Origin of the sequence: Bradyrhizobium sp. HKCCYLRH2015 (assembly GCF_051168215.1) — a bacterium.
Lineage (GTDB): Bacteria > Pseudomonadota > Alphaproteobacteria > Rhizobiales > Xanthobacteraceae > Bradyrhizobium.
In genome coordinates this window covers 168,941-190,788 of record NZ_JBNPUO010000006.1, presented here as the reverse complement: position 1 = coordinate 190,788, position 21,848 = coordinate 168,941, and the positions used below count along the sequence as shown (strand labels likewise).

Annotated in this window: 17 protein-coding genes; 8 read left to right on the top strand and 9 right to left on the bottom strand. The window is 66.2% G+C overall.

The genetic code is table 11. From position 1 onward, the window contains the following. Positions 1 to 723 precede the first annotated feature (723 nt). Positions 724 to 1,428, top strand: a complete 705-nt coding sequence (locus tag ACQR1H_RS17405; protein ID WP_434874658.1) for a hypothetical protein — start codon at positions 724 to 726, stop codon at positions 1,426 to 1,428. 159 nt (positions 1,429 to 1,587) lie between these two features. On the opposite strand, the gene ACQR1H_RS17400 is transcribed toward ACQR1H_RS17405, so the two are convergent. Beyond that, positions 1,588 to 2,010, bottom strand: a complete 423-nt coding sequence (locus tag ACQR1H_RS17400) for a hypothetical protein (protein ID WP_316217346.1) — start codon at positions 2,008 to 2,010, stop codon at positions 1,588 to 1,590. Positions 2,011 to 2,345: 335 nt separating this feature from the next. Between ACQR1H_RS17400 and ACQR1H_RS17395 the strand changes: the two genes are divergently transcribed. Then, entirely contained in the window at positions 2,346 to 3,644 is a 1,299-nt protein-coding gene (locus ACQR1H_RS17395) for a TadE/TadG family type IV pilus assembly protein (protein ID WP_434907907.1), read from the top strand. Positions 3,645 to 3,651: 7 nt separating this feature from the next. Here ACQR1H_RS17395 and mdoH read toward each other — a convergent pair whose 3' ends face one another. Further along, entirely contained in the window at positions 3,652 to 5,790 is a 2,139-nt protein-coding gene (gene mdoH / locus ACQR1H_RS17390; RefSeq protein ID WP_434907906.1) for a glucans biosynthesis glucosyltransferase MdoH, read from the bottom strand. Then, the gene (locus ACQR1H_RS17385; protein WP_434907905.1) at positions 5,778 to 7,283 is read right to left on the bottom strand and encodes a glucan biosynthesis protein G; all 1,506 of its coding nucleotides are present in this window, start codon (positions 7,281 to 7,283) and stop codon (positions 5,778 to 5,780) included. Before ACQR1H_RS17385 ends, mdoH begins: the two co-directional genes overlap by 13 nt. Before the next feature lie 591 nt (positions 7,284 to 7,874). Between ACQR1H_RS17385 and arsA the strand changes: the two genes are divergently transcribed. After that, positions 7,875 to 9,647: an arsenical pump-driving ATPase gene (gene arsA / locus ACQR1H_RS17380; RefSeq protein ID WP_434907904.1), complete on the top strand. Its 1,773-nt coding sequence runs from the start codon at positions 7,875 to 7,877 to the stop codon at positions 9,645 to 9,647. A gap of 815 nt (positions 9,648 to 10,462) precedes the next feature. On the opposite strand, the gene ACQR1H_RS17375 is transcribed toward arsA, so the two are convergent. Then, positions 10,463 to 11,908, bottom strand: a complete 1,446-nt coding sequence (locus ACQR1H_RS17375) for a helix-turn-helix domain-containing protein (RefSeq protein WP_315802757.1) — start codon at positions 11,906 to 11,908, stop codon at positions 10,463 to 10,465. Positions 11,909 to 12,103: 195 nt separating this feature from the next. On the opposite strand from ACQR1H_RS17375, the gene ACQR1H_RS17370 reads away from it, so the two are divergent. Together ACQR1H_RS17370 and ACQR1H_RS17365 are read left to right on the top strand one after the other, a co-directional pair. After that, positions 12,104 to 12,310 carry a DUF4170 domain-containing protein gene (locus tag ACQR1H_RS17370; RefSeq protein WP_006612464.1) on the top strand — a complete coding sequence of 69 codons (207 nt, stop codon included), beginning with the start codon at positions 12,104 to 12,106 and terminating at the stop codon, positions 12,308 to 12,310. A gap of 234 nt (positions 12,311 to 12,544) precedes the next feature. After that, positions 12,545 to 13,093 (top strand): hypothetical protein, encoded by a 549-nt coding sequence (locus ACQR1H_RS17365; RefSeq protein WP_434882536.1) that lies wholly within the window; start codon positions 12,545 to 12,547, stop codon positions 13,091 to 13,093. A gap of 15 nt (positions 13,094 to 13,108) precedes the next feature. Here the strand turns inward: ACQR1H_RS17365 and ACQR1H_RS17360 are convergent, their stop codons facing one another. Next, positions 13,109 to 13,993: a metallophosphoesterase family protein gene (locus tag ACQR1H_RS17360; protein WP_316178101.1), complete on the bottom strand. Its 885-nt coding sequence runs from the start codon at positions 13,991 to 13,993 to the stop codon at positions 13,109 to 13,111. Positions 13,994 to 14,124: 131 nt separating this feature from the next. On the opposite strand from ACQR1H_RS17360, the gene ACQR1H_RS17355 reads away from it, so the two are divergent. The 3 genes from ACQR1H_RS17355 (at position 14,125) to ACQR1H_RS17345 (ending at position 16,880) form a co-directional block, all read left to right on the top strand. Next, complete coding sequence (locus ACQR1H_RS17355) at positions 14,125 to 14,646, top strand: NUDIX domain-containing protein (RefSeq protein WP_316178103.1); 522 nt, start codon at positions 14,125 to 14,127, stop codon at positions 14,644 to 14,646. Positions 14,647 to 14,696: 50 nt separating this feature from the next. After that, entirely contained in the window at positions 14,697 to 15,629 is a 933-nt protein-coding gene (locus ACQR1H_RS17350; RefSeq protein ID WP_434890979.1) for a glycosyltransferase family 2 protein, read from the top strand. A gap of 78 nt (positions 15,630 to 15,707) precedes the next feature. Further along, positions 15,708 to 16,880, top strand: coding sequence for a M20 aminoacylase family protein (locus tag ACQR1H_RS17345; protein WP_315802762.1), 1,173 nt, complete (start codon positions 15,708 to 15,710; stop codon positions 16,878 to 16,880). Positions 16,881 to 16,896: 16 nt separating this feature from the next. Here the strand turns inward: ACQR1H_RS17345 and qhpR are convergent, their stop codons facing one another. The 4 genes from qhpR to ACQR1H_RS17325 form a co-directional block, all read right to left on the bottom strand. Continuing rightward, on the bottom strand, positions 16,897 to 17,958 hold the full coding sequence (qhpR, locus tag ACQR1H_RS17340) for an AraC-like transcriptional regulator QhpR (RefSeq protein WP_316217337.1): 1,062 nt from the start codon (positions 17,956 to 17,958) through the stop codon (positions 16,897 to 16,899). Positions 17,959 to 18,106: 148 nt separating this feature from the next. Continuing rightward, a complete protein-coding gene (gene eat, locus ACQR1H_RS17335; protein WP_315802764.1) occupies positions 18,107 to 19,513 on the bottom strand; it encodes an ethanolamine permease in 1,407 nt (468 codons plus the stop codon). After that, on the bottom strand, positions 19,506 to 20,288 hold the full coding sequence (gene eutC, locus ACQR1H_RS17330) for an ethanolamine ammonia-lyase subunit EutC (protein WP_315802765.1): 783 nt from the start codon (positions 20,286 to 20,288) through the stop codon (positions 19,506 to 19,508). Before eutC ends, eat begins: the two co-directional genes overlap by 8 nt. After that, positions 20,285 to 21,685, bottom strand: a complete 1,401-nt coding sequence (locus ACQR1H_RS17325; RefSeq protein ID WP_316178110.1) for an ethanolamine ammonia-lyase subunit EutB — start codon at positions 21,683 to 21,685, stop codon at positions 20,285 to 20,287. The genes eutC and ACQR1H_RS17325 overlap by 4 nt, the downstream gene beginning before the upstream one ends. Between the last annotated feature and the right edge of the window lie 163 nt (positions 21,686 to 21,848).

Below are 21,848 nucleotides of genomic sequence, written 5' to 3'. Positions count from 1 at the left end.
CTTCGCAAGTTCGAGAAACATCTGCGGCGGCGCTTCGTTCCGCCGCGGCGGGCGCAGGGAACGCGGCGCGTCGCGACGAGCCTGCCGCAACATGGCGGCGCGCGGCGATCCGATCAACGGAATTCGTGCCGGGCGCAGCGTGCCGCACCGGCCGGCTGCGTCAATCCGTCAGCTCGTAGATCGGACGTTCCGGCCCGACCAGCTTGGCGGTGAAGCTCACGGAGCGGCCGGCGAGCGCCGTGAACCGCCCCGATCGCTGGCTGTGCCGAGGCCCAGACCCACGGCAACGCACACGGCAGATGCCGTGCTGTCGACATTCATTGGCCCATCCCCGCATGTCCGTGGTCCGCAAGCGCGCCCCTCAATCGCAGCCCCCGAAGATCGCTGTCCGTGAAGCCTATTTGATGTCGGCTGGGGGAATGCTTGAGTCGCGCGGTCGAGGCCGGCCAATGTCGCCGCCTTGTGCGCGCGACATTAACCACGCCTCACTGAGTCCGCGTGCCGGGACCGGCGCTTAAGCCTGAGTTTAACCGATGACCCTTGAAATAGCAGGCCAGAGCAGAGGCGCGTCTCGTGCGCGGGAGAGTCGTCAGGAGCGGAAAAGTGAGAGCGCTTTGTCTCGGCGCGTTGGCCGTCGTTTCAACCTTGGCGCTGGCCGGCTGCAGCCACCAGGTCACGCCGCAGGTGGCATCGTCTTGCGTCGATCTGAGCGGAAGGCCATGCGTGGACGGTCCCGTCGCCGACCAGTCGCCGCAATCATTGGAGCCTATCACCACGATCCACAAGCCTGCGGTCGCGCGCCGCGCGGCTCTGCAGCGCAAGCACGCCCGTGCCGCAAAGCGCCGGGTCAAGTCGCAAATCGTCACCGCCAAGCCGGCTGAGAAGCCGACTGAAAGGCCGGTTGACAAACCGATCGAGAAGCCGCTCGCGGCGCCGGCGCGAACGCCGCGGCCCGGTTCGCCTGCGCCGGCTGACGGAGCACCTTCGCCGGTGATCAAGACCCCCGCCGCCACGACGGACACGCCGAGTCCGGCCAAGGTCCAGAACGACGTCATGGTGGCTGCGGTGACGGTGGCCGCCGAGCTCGCCGAGCGGATGACCGCGCTGCGTGTCCCCGAAGGACCCGGCGAAAGTCCTCTCGTCGCTGTGCTGCTGGCGCGTCCCACCGTGCGTGGCGTAGGCGATCTCAGCGGCAAGGTGATCGCGATCGACGAGCGCTATGCCAAGTCCAACGCGAAGATCACCGCGGCCATGAATGCGGCCGGTGCGACGGAGGTGCTGCTGCTGGAAGGGCAGGCCACCGCGATCACCCGGTTGAACAATGGCGAGGTGAGCGCGGCCGTGGTGGCCCTGGTCTCGCCCGAGGCCGCGGAGGCGTTTCCGAAGATCGCGGGCTTTCGCCTGTTCTCTGTCGTCCTGAAGCCGTAGCTTCACGATGAGCATGAACATCTGCTTGGCACATGCCAAACCAGCACCTTCATGCAGTCATCCGGACAGATTGTTGCGGAGGCAAGTCGAAAGGCCCGGCGAAGGTTGTTGTCGAGGGCGCAATCTTGCGGAGGGAGGCTCCCACGTTCGGAGCCCGGCTCAAGCCTTCTTGGCGGCCTTCTTCGGCGCGGCCTTCTTCGGTGTGGGCTTGGCTGGATCGTTCCCGGCCGCCTTGCTCGTCGCCTTGCCGCCTTGCGGCTTGGCCGCCGCACCGTCGGCCTTCTTCTCCGGCTGCTTGGTCTCCGGCTTCCTGGGCAGCTCCGCGGCGGCGGCCTGGCGCATCGCGCGGGCGTAGCTGTCCGCGACGTTGTCGGCGGAGATCAGGAGCCGTCGGGCGGCGGCATTGGCCTGCTCGACCGCCTCGCGCGCGAGCAGCTTGAAGCGCTCCTTGGCATCCTTGTCCTTGGCCTTGACGGCCATGCCGTTGAAGCGGTCCTTGCGCTTTTTCGCCGCGGCCAGAATGGCCTTGTTCTGCTGCTTGGCCAGTTGCCGGATCACGGCATCAAGATCGGCATCCGCCATCGTCGTCCCCAACTCCCCCAGAGAATCAGCGCGCCCCGGCGCTGCAAACCGCGCGGACTATGCAATCGGCGCAGCCGCTTTGCAATCGGGGTACCAGAGGAGGGGCGCCACGCAGATCGGGCGGGCGGGCGGACGAGACCCGTCCGTCATTCGGTGTCGTGCCGGCCCACGAAAACCGTCCGCATAGCGGTCATGTCGCTTCGAGTGGTGCATCGACACCGCTTACGACAATCGGAAACGCAACGTAACGAATTCTCGGCAATTCCATCAATTCCAATGCAACGGTTGATCCGCAACATCTTCGGCAACATCACCGTGTTTGTTGGAGTGTGGCCGTGCTGGCCGGAAATAGATACCTCAGACTATTGTCGCTGTTCCGTCGCGACCAGAGCGGCAACATCGCGATCATCTTCGCGCTTGCCCTGCTCCCGATCCTCGCCTTCGTCGGCTCGGCGATCGACTATTCGATGGCCGTGCGCGCCAAGGCGAAGCTGTCGGCTTCGATGGACGCCGCGATGCTGGCTGCGACCGGCTACACCGCGATGCGCGGCGCCGCGTCGGACGCCAAGACGGCGGCGACCAACATGTTCAACGGCCAGATGGCGGCGCATAATCTGGCGGCGGACTCGCTGAACATCGATATCAGCGATAGCGTCACCGCCCGGACCGTGACCGGCAGCGCCAGCGTGGTGGTCAAGACGGCCTTCATGCACATGTTCGGCTACCCGACCATGACGGTCTCGGCCTCGTCGTCGGCTTCGGCCTCGTTCCCGACCTACATGGACTTCTACGTTCTGCTCGACAACTCGCCGTCGCAGGGCCTCGGCGCAACCACGGCCGACATGACGACGCTGCAGAATGCGACGTCCGACAAGTGCGCTTTCGCCTGCCACGACACCTATACGTCGAGCTCGAAGAAGACGCTGCAGACCAACAGCTATTATTCCATCGCCAAGAAGAAGGGCGTGACGATGCGGATCGACGTCGTCAGGTCGGCGACGCAGTCGCTCACGGACACCGCGACCGCCAGCCAGGTCGTCAGCAACCAGTACCGCATGGCGGTCTACAGCCTGGGCAGCGATTGCGGCTCGCTCGGCCTCACGACCATCGCCAGCCTGTCGTCGAGCATGTCGTCGGTGAAGTCGTCGGTCGGCTCGCTGGACCTGATGACGATCCCCTATAGCGGCTACAACAACGACATGTGCACCGACTACGACGGCGCGATGTCGGCCATGAACGGCGTGATCCCGACGCAGGGCGACGGCTCGTCGACGAGCCCGCAGAAATGGCTGTTCTTCGTCGCCGACGGCGTCGCCGACTACTCCTACCCGACGACGTGCAGCAAGACCGTGCTCTCCGGCGGACGCTGCCAGGAGCCGCTGAACACCGCGACCTGCACCTCCCTGAAGGCGCGCGGCATCAAGATCGCGGTGCTCTACACCACCTATCTCGCGATCACCAACAACAGCTGGTACACGACCTACATCGCCCCGTGGCGCAGCGACATCGGCAACATCATGAAGTCTTGCGCCAGCCCCGGCTACTACTACGAGGTGGATTCCAGCGGCAGCATCGGCGCCGCGCTGACTGCGCTGTTCCAGCAGGCCATCGCCTCGGCGCATCTGACCAAGTAGCTCAGTCTCAGGCCTCGGCGGCCGGCAGCTTGACAAGCCGCTCGAGCGTGGTGCGATCGTTGAGCACGGCGAGCGTTTCGCGGCGGGAGAGGAAGTCGATCGCGTCCCTGAAGCAGGCCGCGTCGGCAATCCTGGCCTTCGCCGTCGTCAGCTCGACATCGATGTCACCCGGCTCGCGGCGCCGTGGCGCGGGCAGGGCATCGACATGCTGTCGCCGCAGCTCGGCATTCCGCTGCAGCGCGACCAGCGCGGCCTCGCGGCGAGGCTCGGGCTCACCGGCAAGCTCCCGGGCGCGGATCAGCACGCGCGGCGGCGTCCGGTCCTCGGGCGTCACGAACAGGCCGGCGCCGGTGCCGCGGCCGCCCGTCAGAAGGCCGATCGGAATCGACAGCACGAGGCCGGCGATGACCGGCGACATCCAGGCGAGCAGGGGCAGCGACACCGCATAGGCGCTGGCAGCCATGGCGAGGCCGCACAGGGTGGGCAGCGCGAACTTGCGATAGATCTCCTGCCGGCTCACGCCGCCGTCGCTGCGGCGCTGCACCTGCCACCCGGCGTCGCGCCCGAGCAGGATCTCGATCACGGCGACCGACTGGAAGATCATCATCGATGGCGCGATCAGCGCCGCCAGCACGGTCTCAGCCAACACCGCGACGCAGAGGCGCAGCCCGCCGCCGAAGCCGCGGCGCCGCGCCGGCGTGAACAGGGCCGCGAGGCAGGCGAGCAGCTTCGGCACCATCAAGAGCCCGAGGGTCGCGGCAAAGACCTGGGCGGCGAGCACCGGATCCTGCGCCGGCCAGCTCGGGAACAGCGCAAAGCCTTTCGGGAAATATTCCGGACGGACGAAATTGGCCTGCAGCGAAATCAGGATGCCGAGCACGAGGAACGTGAACCAGAGCGGCGCGGTGATGTAGGCGCCGATGCCGATCAACAGGTGCAGCCGCGACACCCAGTGCAGGCCGCGCGCCGGCAGCACCGCCAGATGCTGCAGATTGCCCTGGCACCAGCGCCGGTCGCGCGCGGCGTGATCGATCAGCGATGGCGGCACTTCCTCGTAGCTGCCGTCGAGGTCGACCGTCATGTAGATTCCCCAGCCGGCGCGGCGCATCAGCGCGGCCTCGATGAAGTCGTGGCTGAGAATATGCCCGCCGAATGGTTTTCGCCCGCGCAACTCCGGCAAGGCCGCGTCCTGCGCGAAGGCGGCGATGCGGATGATGGCGTTGTGGCCCCAGTAATTACCTTCCGCGCCGTACCACCAGGCATTGCCGGCGGCGATGACAGGTCCGTAGAGCCGGCCGGCGAATTGCTGCAATCGCGCGAACAGGCTGGTGCCGTTGACGATCACGGGCAGGGTCTGGATCAGCGCCGCCTGAGGGGCGTGCTCCATGGCATGCGCCAGCCGCACCACCGTCGCGCCGCTCATCAGGCTGTCGGCGTCGAGGATGATCATGTGATCATAGGCCGCGCCGAAGCGTCGCACCCACTCGGCGATGTTGCCGGCCTTGCGGGCGACATTGTCGGCGCGGTGCCGGTAGAACACGCGATCGGTGCCGCACGCCTCGCGCAGCGCCAGGAACGCGGCCTCCTCGCCGATCCAGATGTCGGGATCGGTGGTGTCGCTGAGAAGAAACCAGTCGAAGCGCTCGGCCTGGCCGGTCTCCGCCACGGACTCGATCATGGCGCGCAAGCGCACCATCACCGCGTGCGGCTCCTCGTTGTAGGTCGGCAGCAGCATCGCCGTGCGGCTCGAGAGCCCGGGCAGCGGACCTTCGACATCGATCGCGATCGTATCGCGGCGGCGCGCGAACATCGCGCAGAAGCCGGCCAGGGCCGACACGAAAGCAAAGGCGATCCAGGCGAGCAGGGTCGAGAACAGCACCAGCACCATGCCTTCCAGCACGGTCACGCCGCCGACCTCGACCACCTCGTACATCCTGGTGCAGCCGGCCAGCGTCAGCGCGGCCGTGCCGGCGAAGATCAGCATGCGTCGGAACGCGATGCGTGGCCCGCTCGTGATCGCCTGCGTCGCCGCCGGAACATGATGGAGCGGCGACGGCTGCATCGCGAGCGGCGCTTCTGGGGGCAGCAGGCCGTTGATCTCCGCGCGACGAGGCGCGCGCATCGTCTCTGCGGCTACGGCGTCCATCGGTAGATCCAGCTTTCGGAGACGAGCTTGTCGTTGGCGGTCAGCTCCGCGCGCAACTCGACCGGTGCGCCATTGACGGCGCATTGGAAGCTCAGCCGCCATCCGCCCGTCTCGGGATTGGGCTGCGTGACGATGTTGGTCACCTCGGCCTTGTCGGCGCTCACCACGCCCTTGACCTGCGCCGGATCGAGCCCTTTAAGGGCGTCGCCCTCGAGCTCCAGCACGAACAGCCGGCCGTCGCCGTGAACGCCGACGCCGGTGCGGGTGAAGCGCGCCAGCGCGTGCGGCTTCGGCGCGTCCTGTCCCCAATGCAGGCGATAGGTCATGTTGTGCTCGCCCTTGGCGGCGAGCGGCGTCTTCGGCCGCCAGAATGCGGCGATGTTGTCGTGGATCTCCTGCTTGGTCGGAATCTCGAACAGCACCACGGCGCCTTCGCCCCAGTCGCCGATCGGCTCGATCCACAGGCTCGGCCGCCGTTCGAAATGCGATTCCAGATCCTGATAGGCGGCATAGCTGCGCTCGCGCTGCATCAGGCCGAAGCCGCGCGGATTGAGGTCGTTGAACACGCTGACTTGCAGGTCGCGCGGATTGCTCAAAGGACGCCACAGCTGCTCGCCCTTGCCGTTGAACATCGCAAGCCCGTCGGAATCATGCACCGCGGGTCGGAAGTCGTCGGCCTCGTTGCGGTCGTTCGGTCCGAAGAAGAACATGCTGGTCATCGGCGCCAGCCCGGCATGGCCGATCTCGACGCGCGGGTACAGCGAGGCCTCGACGTCGAACACGGTGGTCTCGCCGGGACGAATGGTGAAGCGGTAGGAACCGGTCGCGCTCTTGCTGTCGAGCAGCGCGTGCACCACCATCGCGGTGGCGCCCGGCGTCGGCTTCTCCAGCCAGAACGCCTTGAAGACGGGGAATTCCTCGCCCTTCGCCTCGCCGGTGTCGATGGAAAGTCCCCGCGCGGAGAGACCATAGATCTCACCCTTGGCCACCGCGCGAAAATAGCTCGCGCCGAGGAACACGCAGACCTCGTCATAGTAGTCCGGCCGGTTCATCGGCGCATGGATGCGGAAGCCGGCGAAGCCGAGGTCGGCCGCCGGGAACGCCGCGACCTGCTGGCCGAATGCGAAGTCCTCGGGACGATAGGCCACGGGCCTGGCCTGTCCGTCCGCAACCTCGTAGATGTCGACCCGGTCCTTGTAGATCGAGCCGCGATGGAAGAACTGCGCCTGGAACGGCAGGTCGTCGCCGCGCCATAGCGCGTGGTCCGGCAGGAAGCGGATCGAACGATAGGCATCGTAGTCGAGCTTCGCCAGCGCGTCCGGCAGCTTGTCGTCCGGCGCGGCGAATGGCTTGGCCGCGAGGGCGCGTGCGAGGTCGCGCACGGTGGCTGCACTGAACGGCTGAGCCGCAGGCGGCGCTGCGGACGCGCTCCGCGCCAGGGACGCGGCGACCGGGATCGCAGCCGCAGATTGAATGAACTGACGGCGATGCAACTTATTCTCACTCTGTTGCGTGGAACTGCGGAGCAACCCTTCTGGAGGCCTGCGGTTCCACCGCAAGCCAACAAGAGGCGGCTTTGGAGTTCCGACCTGCTGAATGCGCCAACGGCGATCCGTCCGGCGCGTGCAGAGCATGTGCGCGGCGTTCTGAACGCAGCGTGAGCGACGGTCCCGCGTGACGGACATGGAGCCGAGACGTGAGCATTCGACCTGCTCGCGTCAGCCACAGCAATTTTGCTTCTCGTGTCTTACGCCGGAAGGTGCGGGGCTACATCCAGGGCTGGGATCTTCCACGTCCTGACTCGCACACGGCGGCTGCCGCAATGCCGACGATGGGTGCGCTCCTGCAACACGATTATTGATCCATCGCAACAAGGTTTCCAGCCGGGGCTCTACGAATCAACTGGTCTGCGGCAACCGATCAAGGCACGAAAAGGGACCATGATTGGTGACCCGAAAGGACGTCGAAGTCGGTTTAGCACTCCGCGCCAAGTTCATGCACCGAATCGAGCGAACGCCGGCGAGAAAAATCTTACCGACTCCCGGGTCGGCAATGCCGCACACGATCACCTGGAAGGGATTTGAATGCTTCGATTGCGCGCGCTGAACGCTCCGACGCCCTTTCTCTTTTTCACTGGCAAGGGCGGTGTGGGCAAGACGTCGCTCGCTTGTGCGACCGCCATCAGTCTCGCGGACCGTGGATTGCGTGTCCTTCTGGTCAGCACCGATCCTGCGTCGAACCTCGACGAGATGTTGGAAGTTGAACTAACTGACAGCCCGGTGCCGGTGCCGAACGCGGCAAGGCTCTTCGCGATGAATATCGACCCTGAGGCCGCAGCCGAGAGCTACCGATCTCGCGTGCTCGAACAGCTCGAGACCACGGTGACGGATCAGGAGAGATCGACCATACGCGAGCAGCTTTCCGGCGCATGCACCACCGAGATTGCCGCATTCGACGAGTTCGTCGGATTGCTGGACGGGGACAGAGCGGGTTACGACCATATCATCTTCGATACGGCCCCGACCGGCCACACCTTGCGGCTTCTGAGCCTGCCGAAGGCTTGGATTGGTTTCCTGAAGGACAACGACCGCGGAGCATCGTGCCTCGGCCCACATTCGGGTTTGAAGATGCAGGAGGATCGTTTTCGACAAGCGCTTCAAGCGCTGGGCGATCCTCGGCGGACGACCGTGGTCCTGGTGACCCGCGCCGACCGGAGTGCAATCCGGGAGGCGGCGCGAACGTCGAGCGAACTTGATGCACTCAACCTCTCCAATCAGACACTCGTCGTGAACGGACGCTTTCACGCCACTGACCCTGCCGACGCGGTCGCAAGCGCACTCGAGCGGGATCAGGATGAGGCGCTCGCCTCGATGCCGGATTCGCTGCGAAAGCTGCCGCGGGACGACGTCCCATTGGTTGGGTTCGACATTGTGGGTCTCGCGGCGCTCAGGGCCGTGTTGTCGTCGTCGTCCAGTCCACGGCTTGAGACGTCGACTGGCGAGCAAGTCGGAGTGCCGGTCGGCCTGCAGGGCCTCGACCGTTTGGTCGATGACATTGCTCACCGCAATAGCGGCCTCATCATGGTCATGGGCAAGGGCGGCGTCGGGAAGACGACGGTTGCCGCTGCCATCGCTGTCGGCCTTGCGAGACGCGGACATGCCGTCCATCTCAGCACGACCGATCCAGCGGCCCACGTCACGGATGTCGTTGATGCCGCGATGCCCGGGCTGACGGTGGATCGGATCGATCCTCGGCGCGAGACGGAGCGCTATGTCGCGAAGATACTGGCGAGCCGTGGCCGCGACCTGGATGAGCAGGGCAAGGCGCTCCTGCTTGAGGACCTGGCTTCGCCCTGCACGGAGGAAGTCGCCGTTTTCCATGCCTTCTCGCACGTGGTTGCGGAAGCCCGGAGCGCCTTTGTGGTGCTCGATACGGCGCCGACCGGTCATACTCTGCTCCTGCTCGATGCGACCGGGGCCTATCATCGCCAGATGACGAGCCAATTGGAGCCGAGCGCCGCCGGCCGGCTGATCACGCCGCTGATGCGATTGCAGGATTCCAGCTACACGCAGATCATCCTGGTGACCCTGCCGGAAACGACGCCCGTTTCGGAGGCCGCCGCTCTCCAAGAGGACCTGCGGCGCGCCGGCATCGAGCCGTTCGGTTGGGTGATCAACAAATGCCTCGCCGCCTCCGGAACTCGCGATCCCCTGCTGCAAGCGCGGATTGCCAGAGAGCGGACCCAGATCGCTCGTGTTCAGGACGGCCTGGCCAAGCGCGCTTTCATCATGGGGTGGCGAAGCAGGCCTCCTGTCGGCATCGAGGAGCTGGAGGCCTTATCGATACCGAGTTCTTGATCACGTTCAGCTCCAGCGCGATCTGGTCTCCTCCCCTCGCGTCTCTTGTTACGCGACCCCCGCCCGCCCGTCGGGCAAATCGGCCGCGCATATTTGTTGGATTTGCGGCGCGCGCTACCGGCTCATGGCCTGTCGAGCTGTCAATTCCGTGTGCGCCGATGGACTGATTTCGTCAGCGAGTTCAGCTGGATCACTCGTGTCCAGTCCTATCGGCAAAAATATTGCTGTTTCCATTTTTCAGAATTTGATGTTCACTCCGCTTGTCCCGCCTCGATCTGAGGGGCGTTTCGCGGTCGTCACGAGCGTTGGGTGCGGGATGCGATGGGCGTATCGAACTGCAGCGCGAGCGATCGTGCCGACGAACGGTTCGATGCGCACGGTCAAGCCGTGTGGTCCTGATCTCCCGGTGCTGAGATCAAGTTTGCGCCTGCGATGGCGCTGATGACAGGGGCAAGACAGCCGGTCCCTGGGGAGAGCACGGAGTAAGCCGTAAAGCCATCGCGCGGGGAAGGCCGGGATGTCCCAGCCGAACCTGTGGTTCCTGCCCCGTGCATTTTTTCCGCACGGGGGCCATGGGGGCGGCGAGCTCCCGGTCTTCCCTGCGCCCTCTGTGTTCAAAGGGGGCAAACTAACAGAAAAGCTCGGGCGCAGATGCGCCGCGAGGAGGTGACTGCATGTCTCTCCGCACCGGATATCCGAGCTTCACGTGTCTCCGCGTGACGTGTGCTCGCGTCCGTGCGTTGTTTTTTCAGTGTCATTGCGAGAGCGGGGCTACACACTCCGCCCCCGGAATGACGGAGGCGAGAGTGGAGCCCTCACAACTCCCTCGCATTGCTGAACGCGAACGAGCTGACGCGCCGGGTGGTCTCATCCAAAATCAGCGTCCGCGTGATCGGCGGCTCGGCGCGCTGGGCGCAGTTCTCGCGCTCGCAGAGACGGCAGTTGACCCCGATCGGGGTGCCCTCGGCCGTCTCGAGATCCATGCCGGCGGCGTAGACGAGGCGCGACGCGTGGCGGATCTCGCAGCCCAGGCCGATCGCGAAGCGTGGCTGCGGCAGCGGATGCGGCGCCACCGGCCGGCGGACCATCTGGGCGATCGAGAAATAGCGCGAGCCGTCGGGCAGCTCGATGATCTGCTTCAGCAGCCGGTCCGGCGTGTCGAAGGTCGAGTGCACGTTCCACAGCGGGCAGGTGCCGCCGAACTTGGAGAACGGGAAGGTGCCCGACGAGAAGCGCTTGGAGACGTTGCCGGCATTGTCGACGCGCAGCATGAAGAACGGAATGCCGCGCGCGTTCGGGCGCGACAGCGTGGTGAGGCGGTGACAGACCTGCTCGAAGCCGGTGTTGAAGCGCTGCGCCAGCACGTTGATGTCGTAGCTGAGCGCCTCGGCAGCAGTGAGAAACGGTGCGTAGGGCATCATCACGGCGGCGGCGAAATAGCTCGCGAGTGTCATGCGGTAGAGCCGGCGCGAGGTGTCGTCGAGCGCGCCGGCGCGGCCGATGATGATCTCGAACTGTGGGAGGCATTCGGCCATGCCGAGTTGGACTGCGAGCTGGAAGGTGCGGCCGGGCCCGTCGACCAGCTCGGAGATCAGCAGCTGACGCCGATGGCGGTCGTAGCGGCGCAAGGTCTCGCGCATGACGTCGACCGGCATCACACGGGTCTGCACCGAATGTTTTTCGCGCAGCCGCGCGGCGAGCGCGGCATAGAGTCCTTCGGCCGGGACGTCGAGCGCGTCGCGCAAGGCTTCGGCCTGCTGCTCGAGCTCGGCGAAATAATTGCGGTTGGCCTCGATCAGGTCGCGCACCCGCTCGATCGGGTTGGCTTCGAAGCGGGCGCCGTCGTTGCGGTCGGCCATCTGCGCCGCCACCAGGGTCTCGCCGCGCCGGGCCTCGGCGTAGGCCGCGTACAGCCGCTGCAGCGCATGGGTGACGCCGGGGCAGAGCTCGGCAAGGTCGCGCAGTTCCTGCTTGGGCAGCTCGATCTGCCGGAACAGCGGATCGGAGAAGATCTCGTTGAGCTCGGCGAAGAAGCGGTCCTCGTCCGCGGTGGCGAGATCGCGCAGATCGAGATCATAGGCCTCGGCCAGCCGCAGCAGGATCTGGGCCGAGACCGGGCGCTGGTTGCGCTCGATCAGGTTGACATAGCTCGGCGAGATGCCGAGGCCCTCGGCGAGCTGGGTCTGGGACAGCCCGAGCTGCTGGCGGATGCGCCGGAAGCGGGGCCCGACGAACAGCTTCTTTCCGGACTCACCGGGCATCGCGATCCCCTCATGGCCGACCGGCCCTCGGATTGTGACAAAATTGACAAAATGACATTTATGACAAGTGATGATGTTACATGACATCACCATTCGAAAACAAGGCCTCTATACGAAGCTGCCAGTTTCGCGTTTATCTCCTGTCACGCAATTCGCAATGCACTGTCAAAGTTGTGACGGTTGAAGGAGGGTCTCATGACCAGCAATTTCTGGGTGATCGGCGGCGAGTTCGGCTCGATGAATTTCCACAAGCTGGTGGAAGGCTCGGCCCAGGTGAAGGGGCCGTTCAAGTCGCGCAAGGAGGCCGAGGACTGCTGGCGCGAGGTGTCCGAGGAGAACCGCCACAAGGCCGGCGTCCGCTTCTCGATCGTCGAGGAGCCGCAGCGCGCGCCGGCGGCCTGATCGCTGGGAAGGAATGCATTGCCGGGTATTTGATTAAGCTCGAGGAAAGAGCCCAAGGACGGGGCGGTCTCAGCCGGGTCATGCCGGAGGAGGCCGCCCACGTCCGTTTCGTGGTTACGCCAGCGTGCTTATAACCCATTGAAGATGAAAGGGGATTGCAGAATACTGGGTTACTGCTACGTTAACACGGTGGGAACCTGGCGAAACCAGGGCCGAACCGTGAAAGCGTGACCGATGTCCGAGGCCGCCGACAGCAGCACTGAAGCCCGCCCCGTGCGCCTGCGCGAGGCGCTGCGCCAGGCCCGGATCGAGGCCGCAGACCGAACGGGCGTGGTGGTTGATCTGCGCGACGCCGAGGTGGCGCGGCTGGAGATCCTCAACGACGCGCTCGACCCGCTGTTCGCGGATATCCCGATCCAGCTCGATCTGTTCGATCGCGGCATCAGCCAGGGCGAGACGCCGCGGCTGTGGATCGACGTCGTCGCCCACGTCGTGATGGGGCGTGACAAGCGGCAGTATCGCTTCGTGCAGGACACCCGAAACGGCCGCGTCGTGCTCGCCGAGTCGCACGACATCGCGGCGATCGTGAAGGCCGTCACCGACTACGTCGCCCGCCGCATGGTCGAGCGCGAGCGCGCCTTCAGCGTCGCAAGGGCTCAGGCGAAGACGAGCGCCAAGGCGCCGCGGCGGCGCGGTGGGGTCTGGCCGTTCGTGCTCGGCTTCGTGCTCGGCGCGCTGTCGCTGTTCGGCGTCGCATTCTATGCGAGCCTACAGCAGATCTGACGGCGTGGCCGCGCCTCAAAGCAGGCGGACCTCGCGGATCTCGCGCACCCGCAGCGCCTCGTTGACCGCGCGCACGGTCATGTCGCAGCGCCAGTGATTGCCGTCGCTGCTGATGGCAAACATGTTGTAGGCCGCGGCCGGATAGTGGCCATGCGCCATCGACGACGCCGAGGGCACGCCGACGACCGGGATCTTGCGCTCCGGGCCGTCGATCCAGATCGTCGAATGCACGTGGTCGTGGCCGTGCAGGATCAGCTCGACGCCGTGGCGCGCGAGCAGCGCGATCAGCTTCCCGGCGTCGGTCAGCCGCTTCATCCGGTGGGCCGAGCGCAGCGGATGATGCACCAGCAGCACGCGGAACAGCTGCTCGTGGGCCAGCGATTCGAGCATCTGCTCCAGCGCGGCGAGCTGTGCGCTGCCGAGCCGTCCCGTCGCCATGAACGGCGCCGACGGCACGGCCGAGGACAGGCTGATCAACGCGAGCGGCCCGCGCCGGCGCAGCGACGGGAACGTAGCCGGTCCCTCGGCATCGCCGCCGAAATAGTCGGCAAAGCTCTCGGCGAAGCGCAGCCGCGTCGAGCGCACATAGGCGTCGTGATTGCCGGGAATCGCGGTGACCTTGTCCGGCGGCCCCACCGTCCGCAGCCAGGCCTGGGCGAGCGGGAATTCGGATTCGAGGGCGAAATTGACCAGATCGCCGGTGACGGCGATCTGGTCCGGCATCTGCGCATGCAGATCGGAGATGAGCAGATCGAGGATGTCGCGGCGGTGATATTTGTAGCGATTGCGCGTCCAGTTGAGATAGCCGAGCGCGCGCTTGCCGGCGAGCTCCGACAGGCGCGGCTTGTGCTGGGGAGCGAGGTGCGGGTCGGACAGGTGGGCGAGGGTGAAGGCAGCCATTACGCCCCTCGGTGCCGATGGCGGATGCAGGCGCGCCCAGCAGATGTCATCTCGTGCTATCCCTCGTGATGTCCCGGCTCTCATGACAAGCCCCGCCTGCGAGCGCAAGAACAACCAGGACGACGACAGCGATGACGACACATCTGAGCCGGCTGCGGATCCGGTTCGAGCCGGTGCTCCGGCGCGGCTTCCACCTCTATTGGCGCTTCGCCCGCGGCATGACGCTGGGCGTCCGCGGCGTGGTGCTGGATGCCGAGAACCGCGTGTTCCTGGTCCGGCATGGCTATGTCTCGGGCTGGCACCTGCCGGGCGGCGGCGTCGAGGTCGGCGAGACGTTCATCGAGGCGCTGACGCGGGAGCTGTTCGAGGAGGGCCGGATCGCGCTCGAAGGCGAGCCGGAGCTGCACGGCATCTTCCTCAACAGCCACGTCTCGCCGCGCGACCACGTTGCCGTCTTCGTTATCAAAAGGTTCACGCAGGACCGGCCGCCGGAACCGAACCTCGAGATCGTGGAGACCGGCTTCTTCGCACCGGACGCGCTGCCGGAGGGAACCACGCTCGGCACGCGGTCCCGCCTGCGGGAGGTGCTGGACGGCGTTAAGGTCATTCCCACCTGGCGGCCGGAACAGCGCGTTGTCGCCGGATCATTATGAATTTCTGCACCGAATGAGGGCAGTCTCCCGTCCCTGGGGGAGAGGGGTCGATGAGTTCAGCTTCGATGCGGATCGCCGTGCTGGTGCCCTGCTACAATGAGGAGGCCGCGGTCGCCACCGTGGTCCGCGATTTCAAGCAGGCGCTGCCGACGGCCACCGTCTACGTCTATGACAACAATTCCAAGGACCGCACCATCGAGGTCGCGCGCACGGCCGGCGCCGAGGTGCGCAGCGAGCGGCGGCAGGGCAAGGGCCACGTCGTCCGGCGCATGTTCGCCGATGTCGATGCCGACATCTACGTGCTGGTCGACGGTGACGCGACCTATGACGCGCCGAGCGCGCCCGGCATGGTCGCGCGTCTCCTGAGCGAGCGGCTCGACATGGTGGTGGGCCTGCGCGTCGACCAGGAGCAGGCGGCCTACCGCATGGGCCATCGCACCGGCAACTGGATGCTGACGAGCTTCCTTGCCGAGGTATTCGGCCAGGCCTTCAAGGACATCCTGTCCGGCTACCGCGTGTTCTCGCGCCGCTTCGTCAAATCCTTCCCCGTCCTCTCCGACGGCTTCGAGATCGAGACCGAGCTGACCGTGCATGCGCTGGAGCTGGCGCTGCCGGTCGCCGAGCTCGCGACGCCATACTACGCGCGGCCCGAAGGCTCCGTCTCCAAGCTCAACACCTGGCGCGACGGCTTCCGCATCCTCGGCACGATCCTGAAGCTCTATCGTTCGGAGAAGCCGCTGCGCTTCTTCAGTGCGATCGGCATCTTCCTCGCGCTGGTCTCGATCGGCTTCGCGATTCCCATCTTCGTCACCTATATCGAGACCGGGCTGGTGCCGCGGCTGCCGACCGCGGTGCTCTCGATGGGCCTGATGATCATGGCGCTGCTGTCGGCCTCCTCGGGCCTCGTGCTCGACACCGTCACCCGCGGCCGCCGCGAGATGAAGCTGCTGGCGTACCTGTCACACGCACCGATCGAGGGCTGATGCGGGCGAGAGCTTGTGTCCATCCGCCGTTCCGGTCATGGTTCGGGCATCACCCTCCCGAACGAGAACACCGCCTCCATGCCCATCCTGAACAGCATCGCCGCGCTCACCGACGACATGGCCGCCTGGCGCCATGATTTCCATGAACATCCCGAGCTGATGTACGAGGTGCACCGCACCGCCGGCATCGTCGCCGAGCGCTTGCGCGAATTCGGTTGTGACGAGGTGGTGACCGGCATCGGACGCACCGGCGTGGTCGGTGTCATCCGCGGCCGTCGGACCAGCTCAGGTCGCACCATCGGCCTGCGCGCCGACATGGACGCGCTGCCGATCGAGGAAGCCTCGGGCGTGCCCTACGCGTCGAAGACGCCGGGCCTGATGCATGCCTGCGGCCATGACGGCCATACCGCGATGCTGCTGGGGGCCGCCAAGCATCTCGCGGACACGCGCAATTTCGACGGCACGGCGATCGTGATCTTCCAGCCGGCCGAGGAGGGCGGCGCCGGCGGCAAGGCGATGGTCGACGACGGGCTGATGACCCGCTGGGGCATCCAGGAGGTCTACGGCCTGCACAACGCGCCGGGCGTGCCCGAAGGCGTCTTCGCGCTGCGGCCGGGCCCGATGCTGGCGTCGTCGGACCAGCTCGAGATCACCGTCCGCGGCAAGGGCGGGCATGCCGGTGCCGGGGTCCACAAGGCGGTCGACAGCGTGCTGATCGCCGCGCACATCATCACCGCGCTGCAGTCGATCGTGTCGCGCAACGTCGATCCGATCAAGTCGGCGGTCATCTCGATCTGCGTCGTCGAGGCCGGCACGGCGATGAACGTCATTCCGGAGACCGTCGAACTGAAGGGGACCGTGCGCACGCTCGATCCCGAGGTGCAGGACCTGGTGGAGCGCCGCATTGCCGAGGTCGCCGACGGCATCGCCCGCACCTATGGCGGTGAGGCGACGACGAAATACACGCGGCTCTACCCGATTACGATGAACCATGCGCGCGAGACCGGGGTCGCCGCCGATGTCGCCCGCGACGTCGTCGGTGCGGAGCGGGTGGTCGACAATGCGCCGCCGCTGATGGGCGCCGAGGACTTCGCCTTCATGCTGCAGGCCCGCCCCGGCGCCTTCGTCTTCCTCGGCATGGGCGACGGCAAGGACTGCCACCATCCGGCCTATCGCTTCAACGACAACATCCTCGGCCATGGCGCCTCCTATTGGGTGCGGCTGGTCGAGAAGACGATGCCGGCAGATTGATGCCGGTGGCGCGGCTTTAGCTGCGAGCCGTCGCCTGCAATGACCGTTGGCGCCAATGCCGCGGGCTGCAGCCGGTCCAGCGCGAGAACGCGCGGGAGAAGGCTGAGGCTTCGGAATAGCCGAGCAGGAAGGCGACGTCGCCGAGCGGCAGATGCGCTTGGCGCAGATAGTGGCGGGCGAGGTCGAGCCGCGTCGCCTCGACCAGGTCGGAGAAGGTGGCGCCGAACTCGGCAAGCCGGCGCTGCAACGTCCACGACGTTGTCGACAGCGCATCGGCGACCTCCTCGAGATGAAGCGCGCCGGCCGACAACCGCCGCCGGATCTCGCCACGGACCAGATCGAGGAACGCCGGCGTGCCGCAGGAGCCGGCGACACCGGCAAGATCCGTCGTCAGCCGCTGCAGGCGTGGAAGATCCGCCCCCGGCATCGCCCGGTCCAGGCCGCGATCGCGAAACACCAGCGCATTGGTGCCTTGCGACCAGCCGACGTCGGCATCGAAGGCTGCCTCATGATCGCGCCAGGCCGCCGGCCGGGCGTGTTCGAACAGCACCATGTCAGGCGCCCAGCCCGATGGCAGGCACGCACGGAAGACGTTCGCGAACATGCCCATGGTCAATTCGGCATCCTGCCGGCGATCGACGATCGAGCCGTCGAGAATGCGATATTCGAGCCGCAGCAAGCCGTCGTGGCGCGTCAGGCGGGTTTCGGTCGCCTGCTGATGCCAGGGAAACCACAGCGCGAGATGCTCGATCGCCGAGCCCAGCGTCGGCGCCGCCAGCGCGATCTCGCCGATCAGGCCGAGCATCCGCGGCTGGTAGCGTTGGCCGAACCAAAGGCCGAAATTGTCGTTGCCGGTCTCCTGTGCGGCGTCTTCCATCATCGCGACATAGTCGGCGAGGTCGAGCGCGCGGCGGGTCTCGCCGAGGCAGCTGGCATCGATGCCGATCCGCTCGAACACCGCTTCCGGACGGCCGCCTGTCTGGGCGATGAAATCAGCGACGCCGGTGGCCGCGGCGGCCAGAATGTTGCGGCTCCGATCGCGCGGATGCTGGCTTTCGGCTGTCGGATGCTGTGCCATGAAATCCTCACCTTTGAGGAAATGCGCCGTTGTTTCACACCTCGTAGTTATGCAAGTCACGTGCCTGCCGGAGCGGCCATTCATGACCCCTCCGCGCAAGCACATGGCGCGGAGGGCCCTCGATCGAGACTGTCGCGATCCGGCCGGATCAGTCGGCCATGGCGCGGGCTTCGGTCAAGGCGATGTCGAGCAGGCTGTCGTTCGCCGCCATGCTGCGCTTGCCGGCGGTCAGACGATAGAGCAGCAGGCCGGCCGCGAACAGCACCACGAAGGCCGCGAACACCTGCAGATTGAACCAAATCATCGTGAGCAGCGAGAGCGTCGCACAGACCAGCGCCACGGCCGGAAGCACGGGATAGATTGGCGCCTTGAACGGCCTGATGAGATGGGGCTCGGTGGCCCGCAGGCGGAAGAGAGCGGCCATGCTCATGATGTACATCACGAGCGCGCCGAATACGCTCATCGTCACGATGTTCGCCGTCAGCGTCTGTCCGGCGAACTGAATCAGCTCGTCGGAGTAGATCGCGGCGATGCCGATCACGCCGCCGGCAAGGATGGCCCAATGCGGCGTGCGGCAGGTCGGATGCAGCGCGGCGAGCTTGGCCGGCAGGAAACCGGCGCGCGACAGCGCGAAGATCTGCCGCGAGTAGCCCATGATGATGCCGTGGAACGAGGCGATCAGCCCGAACAGGCCGATCCACACCAGCATGTGCAGCCAGCCGGAGTTCTCGCCGACCACGATCTTCATCGCCTGCGGCAGCGGATCATTGATGTTGGCGAGCTTCGACCAGTCGCCGACGCCGCCGGCCATGATCATGGTGCCGAAGGCGAGCACGACGAGCGTCAGAATCCCCGCGATGTAGGCGAGCGGAATCGTCTTGGTCGGATTCTTGGTCTCTTCCGCGGCCATGGCGGCGCCTTCGATCGCCAGGAAGAACCAGATCGCGAACGGGATCGCGGCGACGATGCCGCCGATGCTCGCCAGCGAGAATGAATTCTCGCCGGCCCAGCCGTTGGCGGCGAAATTGGCGAAGGAGAAGCCGGGCGACACGACGCCCATGAACACCAGGAGCTCGGCGATCGCCAGCACGGTGACGAACAGCTCGAATGTTGCGGCGATCGATACGCCTGCGATGTTGAGGGCCATGAACACCAGATAGGCGCCGAGCGCGGCGGTCTTTGGCGACAGCGCCGGAAACTGGACGTTGAGATAGGCGCCGATGGCGAGCGCGATGGCAGGCGGTGCGAACACGAACTCGATCAGCGTCGCGAAGCCGGCGACGAAGCCGCCGAGCGGGCCGAAGGCTCGGTAGGAATAGGCAAACGGACCGCCGGCATGGGGGATTGCGGTGGTGAGCTCGGTGAAGGAGAAGATGAAGGTCGTATACATCACCGCGATGAAGATCGTGGTGATGAGGAAGCCGAGCGTGCCGGCCTTGTCCCAGCCGTAGCTCCAGCCGAAATATTCGCCGGAGATCACCAGCCCGACCGCGATGCCCCACAGATGGAGTCCGGTCAGGCTCTTCGAAAGCGTCGGCTTGGCCTCGTCACTCATGTCCATTCGCTCCTGTCGGCTTGTGATGGGTGATTTGTGTTGTTGGTTGTGTCGTCGCGATCGCGGCGTCCGGCGCCGCCTCCTTGAGGCCGATGCCGGTGACGCCGATCCGCAGCGCCTCGCGCACCAGCCAGGCCAGCTTGTCGGCGGCGCGCTCGGCGGAGAGCCCGTGGCCGTGAATGTTGGACATGCAGTTGCGGGCGCTGTCGCGCAGGCCTGGGGCCGGGTGCAGCGTCAGATACACACCGAGGGAATCCGCGGCCGACAGACCCGGACGCTCGCCGATCAGGACCGCCACGAGCCGGGCGCGCATCGCGGCACCGACATCGTCACCCAGCGCCACGCGCGCCTGCGAAGCCAGCACGATCGGTCCGATGGACAGGCCCGTCAGACGAGCCTCGGTGGCGATCACGACAGCGGCGGCATGGCTTTCGACCGCATCCGCCGACAGCCCGTCAGCAATGATGAAGACGAGATCGTATGGGCCTGATGGCAGCCGCGACGCTTCGCCCGTGGCGAGACGGCGGCCAAGATCTGGCCGGCGCAGATAGCTGGCGCGGTCCGGCGCTGCGCTCGCGACCTTGATCACCTCGCGCGGCGCGAGCGCGCCGGCGATGCCGTCGAAATCGACCTTGCCCCATACGGCATCGCGCGCGCGCGCATGCGCCATCTGGAATTCCAGCTTCGCCGCCGTCGGAAGCCCGTCGCCGGCGCGGCCGAGCGCGACGCGGGCACGCGTCATCCTGCGCAGCAGGTCGAACGGATCGTCCCTCATGCCCGCGCCCCCTGGCCGATCAGCCGGGCTACGGAAGGCGCGCTGCCCGGCAATGGCGGCACGCGGCCGCTGTGGTCGAGGAGACCCATCCGCGCTAGCCACGCCTCGAACTCCGGCGCCGGGCGGCGGCCGAGCAGATGCCGCAGCCGCATCACGTCGTGATGCGACAGGCTCTGATAGTTGAGCATGATGTCGTCGGCGCCGGGCACCGCGATCAGGAAGTTGACGTTCGCCGCCGCAAGCAGCAGCGCCAGGTCGTCCATGTCGTCCTGATCGGCTTCGGCATGGTTGGTGTAGCAGACATCGCAGCCCATCGGCACGCCGAGCAGCTTGGCGCAGAAATGATCCTCGAGGCCGGCGCGGATGATCTCCTTCGCGTCGTAGAGATATTCAGGACCGATGAAGCCGACGACGGTGTTGACCAGCAGTGGCGAGAAGGCGCGCGCGACGGCATAGGCGCGGGCCTCGACGGTCTGCTGATCGAGGCCGTGATGCGCATCGGCGGACAGGGCCGCGCCTTGGCCGGTCTCGAAATACATGACGTTGTTGCCGACCGTGCCGCGCTTCAGCGACAAGGCTGCGTCCTGGGCCTCGGCCAGCAGCTTCAGGGTCACACCGAAGCCGGCATTGGCCGCCTCGGTGCCGGCGATCGACTGGAAGACGAGATCGAGCGGCGCGCCTTTCTCGATCGCCTGGATCGAGGTCGTGACGTGGCTCAGCACGCAGGACTGCGTCGGCACCTCGAATTTGAGCCTGAGATCATCGAGCATCGTGAGCAGGCGGATGCAGGCCTCGACATTGTCGGTCGCGGGATTGATGCCGATCACGGCATCGCCCATGCCGAACAGCAGGCCGTCGAGCGTGCCGGCGGCGATCGCCTGGGGATCGTCGGTCGGATCGTTCGGCTGCAGCCGCGACGACAGCCGCCCCTCCAGGCCGATCGTGGAGCGGAAGCGGGTCACGACCCGGCATTTGGCGGCGACGGCGACGAGATCGCCATTGCCGCAGAGCTTGGAGACCGCGGCCACCATCTCCGGCGTCAGTCCCGGCGCGAGGGCGGCCAGCCGGCCGGCATCCGCCTCCCAGGACATCAGCCATTCGCGCAATTCGCCGACGGTCAGCGATGCGACGGGCGCGAATGCGGCGGCATCGTGGCTGTCGAGGATGAGGCGCGTGACCTCGTCGCTCTCATAGGGAATCAGCGGCTCGTCGAGGAAACGCCGCAGCGGCACGTCGGCGAGCGCCATCCGCGCCGCAACCCGCCGCGCGGCACTGTCGGCTGCGATGCCAGCCAGCTCATCGCCGGACCGGCGCGGCGAGGCGCAGGCCAGCAGCGTCTTGAGATCATCGAACACATGAGTTTCGCCGCGATGGCGCGACCTGAACGCACCCGTCATCTTCGACCTGCTGCTCGTGAGAGCGGTCCAAGCGGCCGCGACGGCGACCACAACGCTCATGACCTGGGACAGGTTAAGCGAGGGCAGCTCCGGAAACTTGACATCTTAGCACAATCTTCGGTCATGCCGCGCGAATGCTCAGAAAATTAGCATCGGTGCCCCC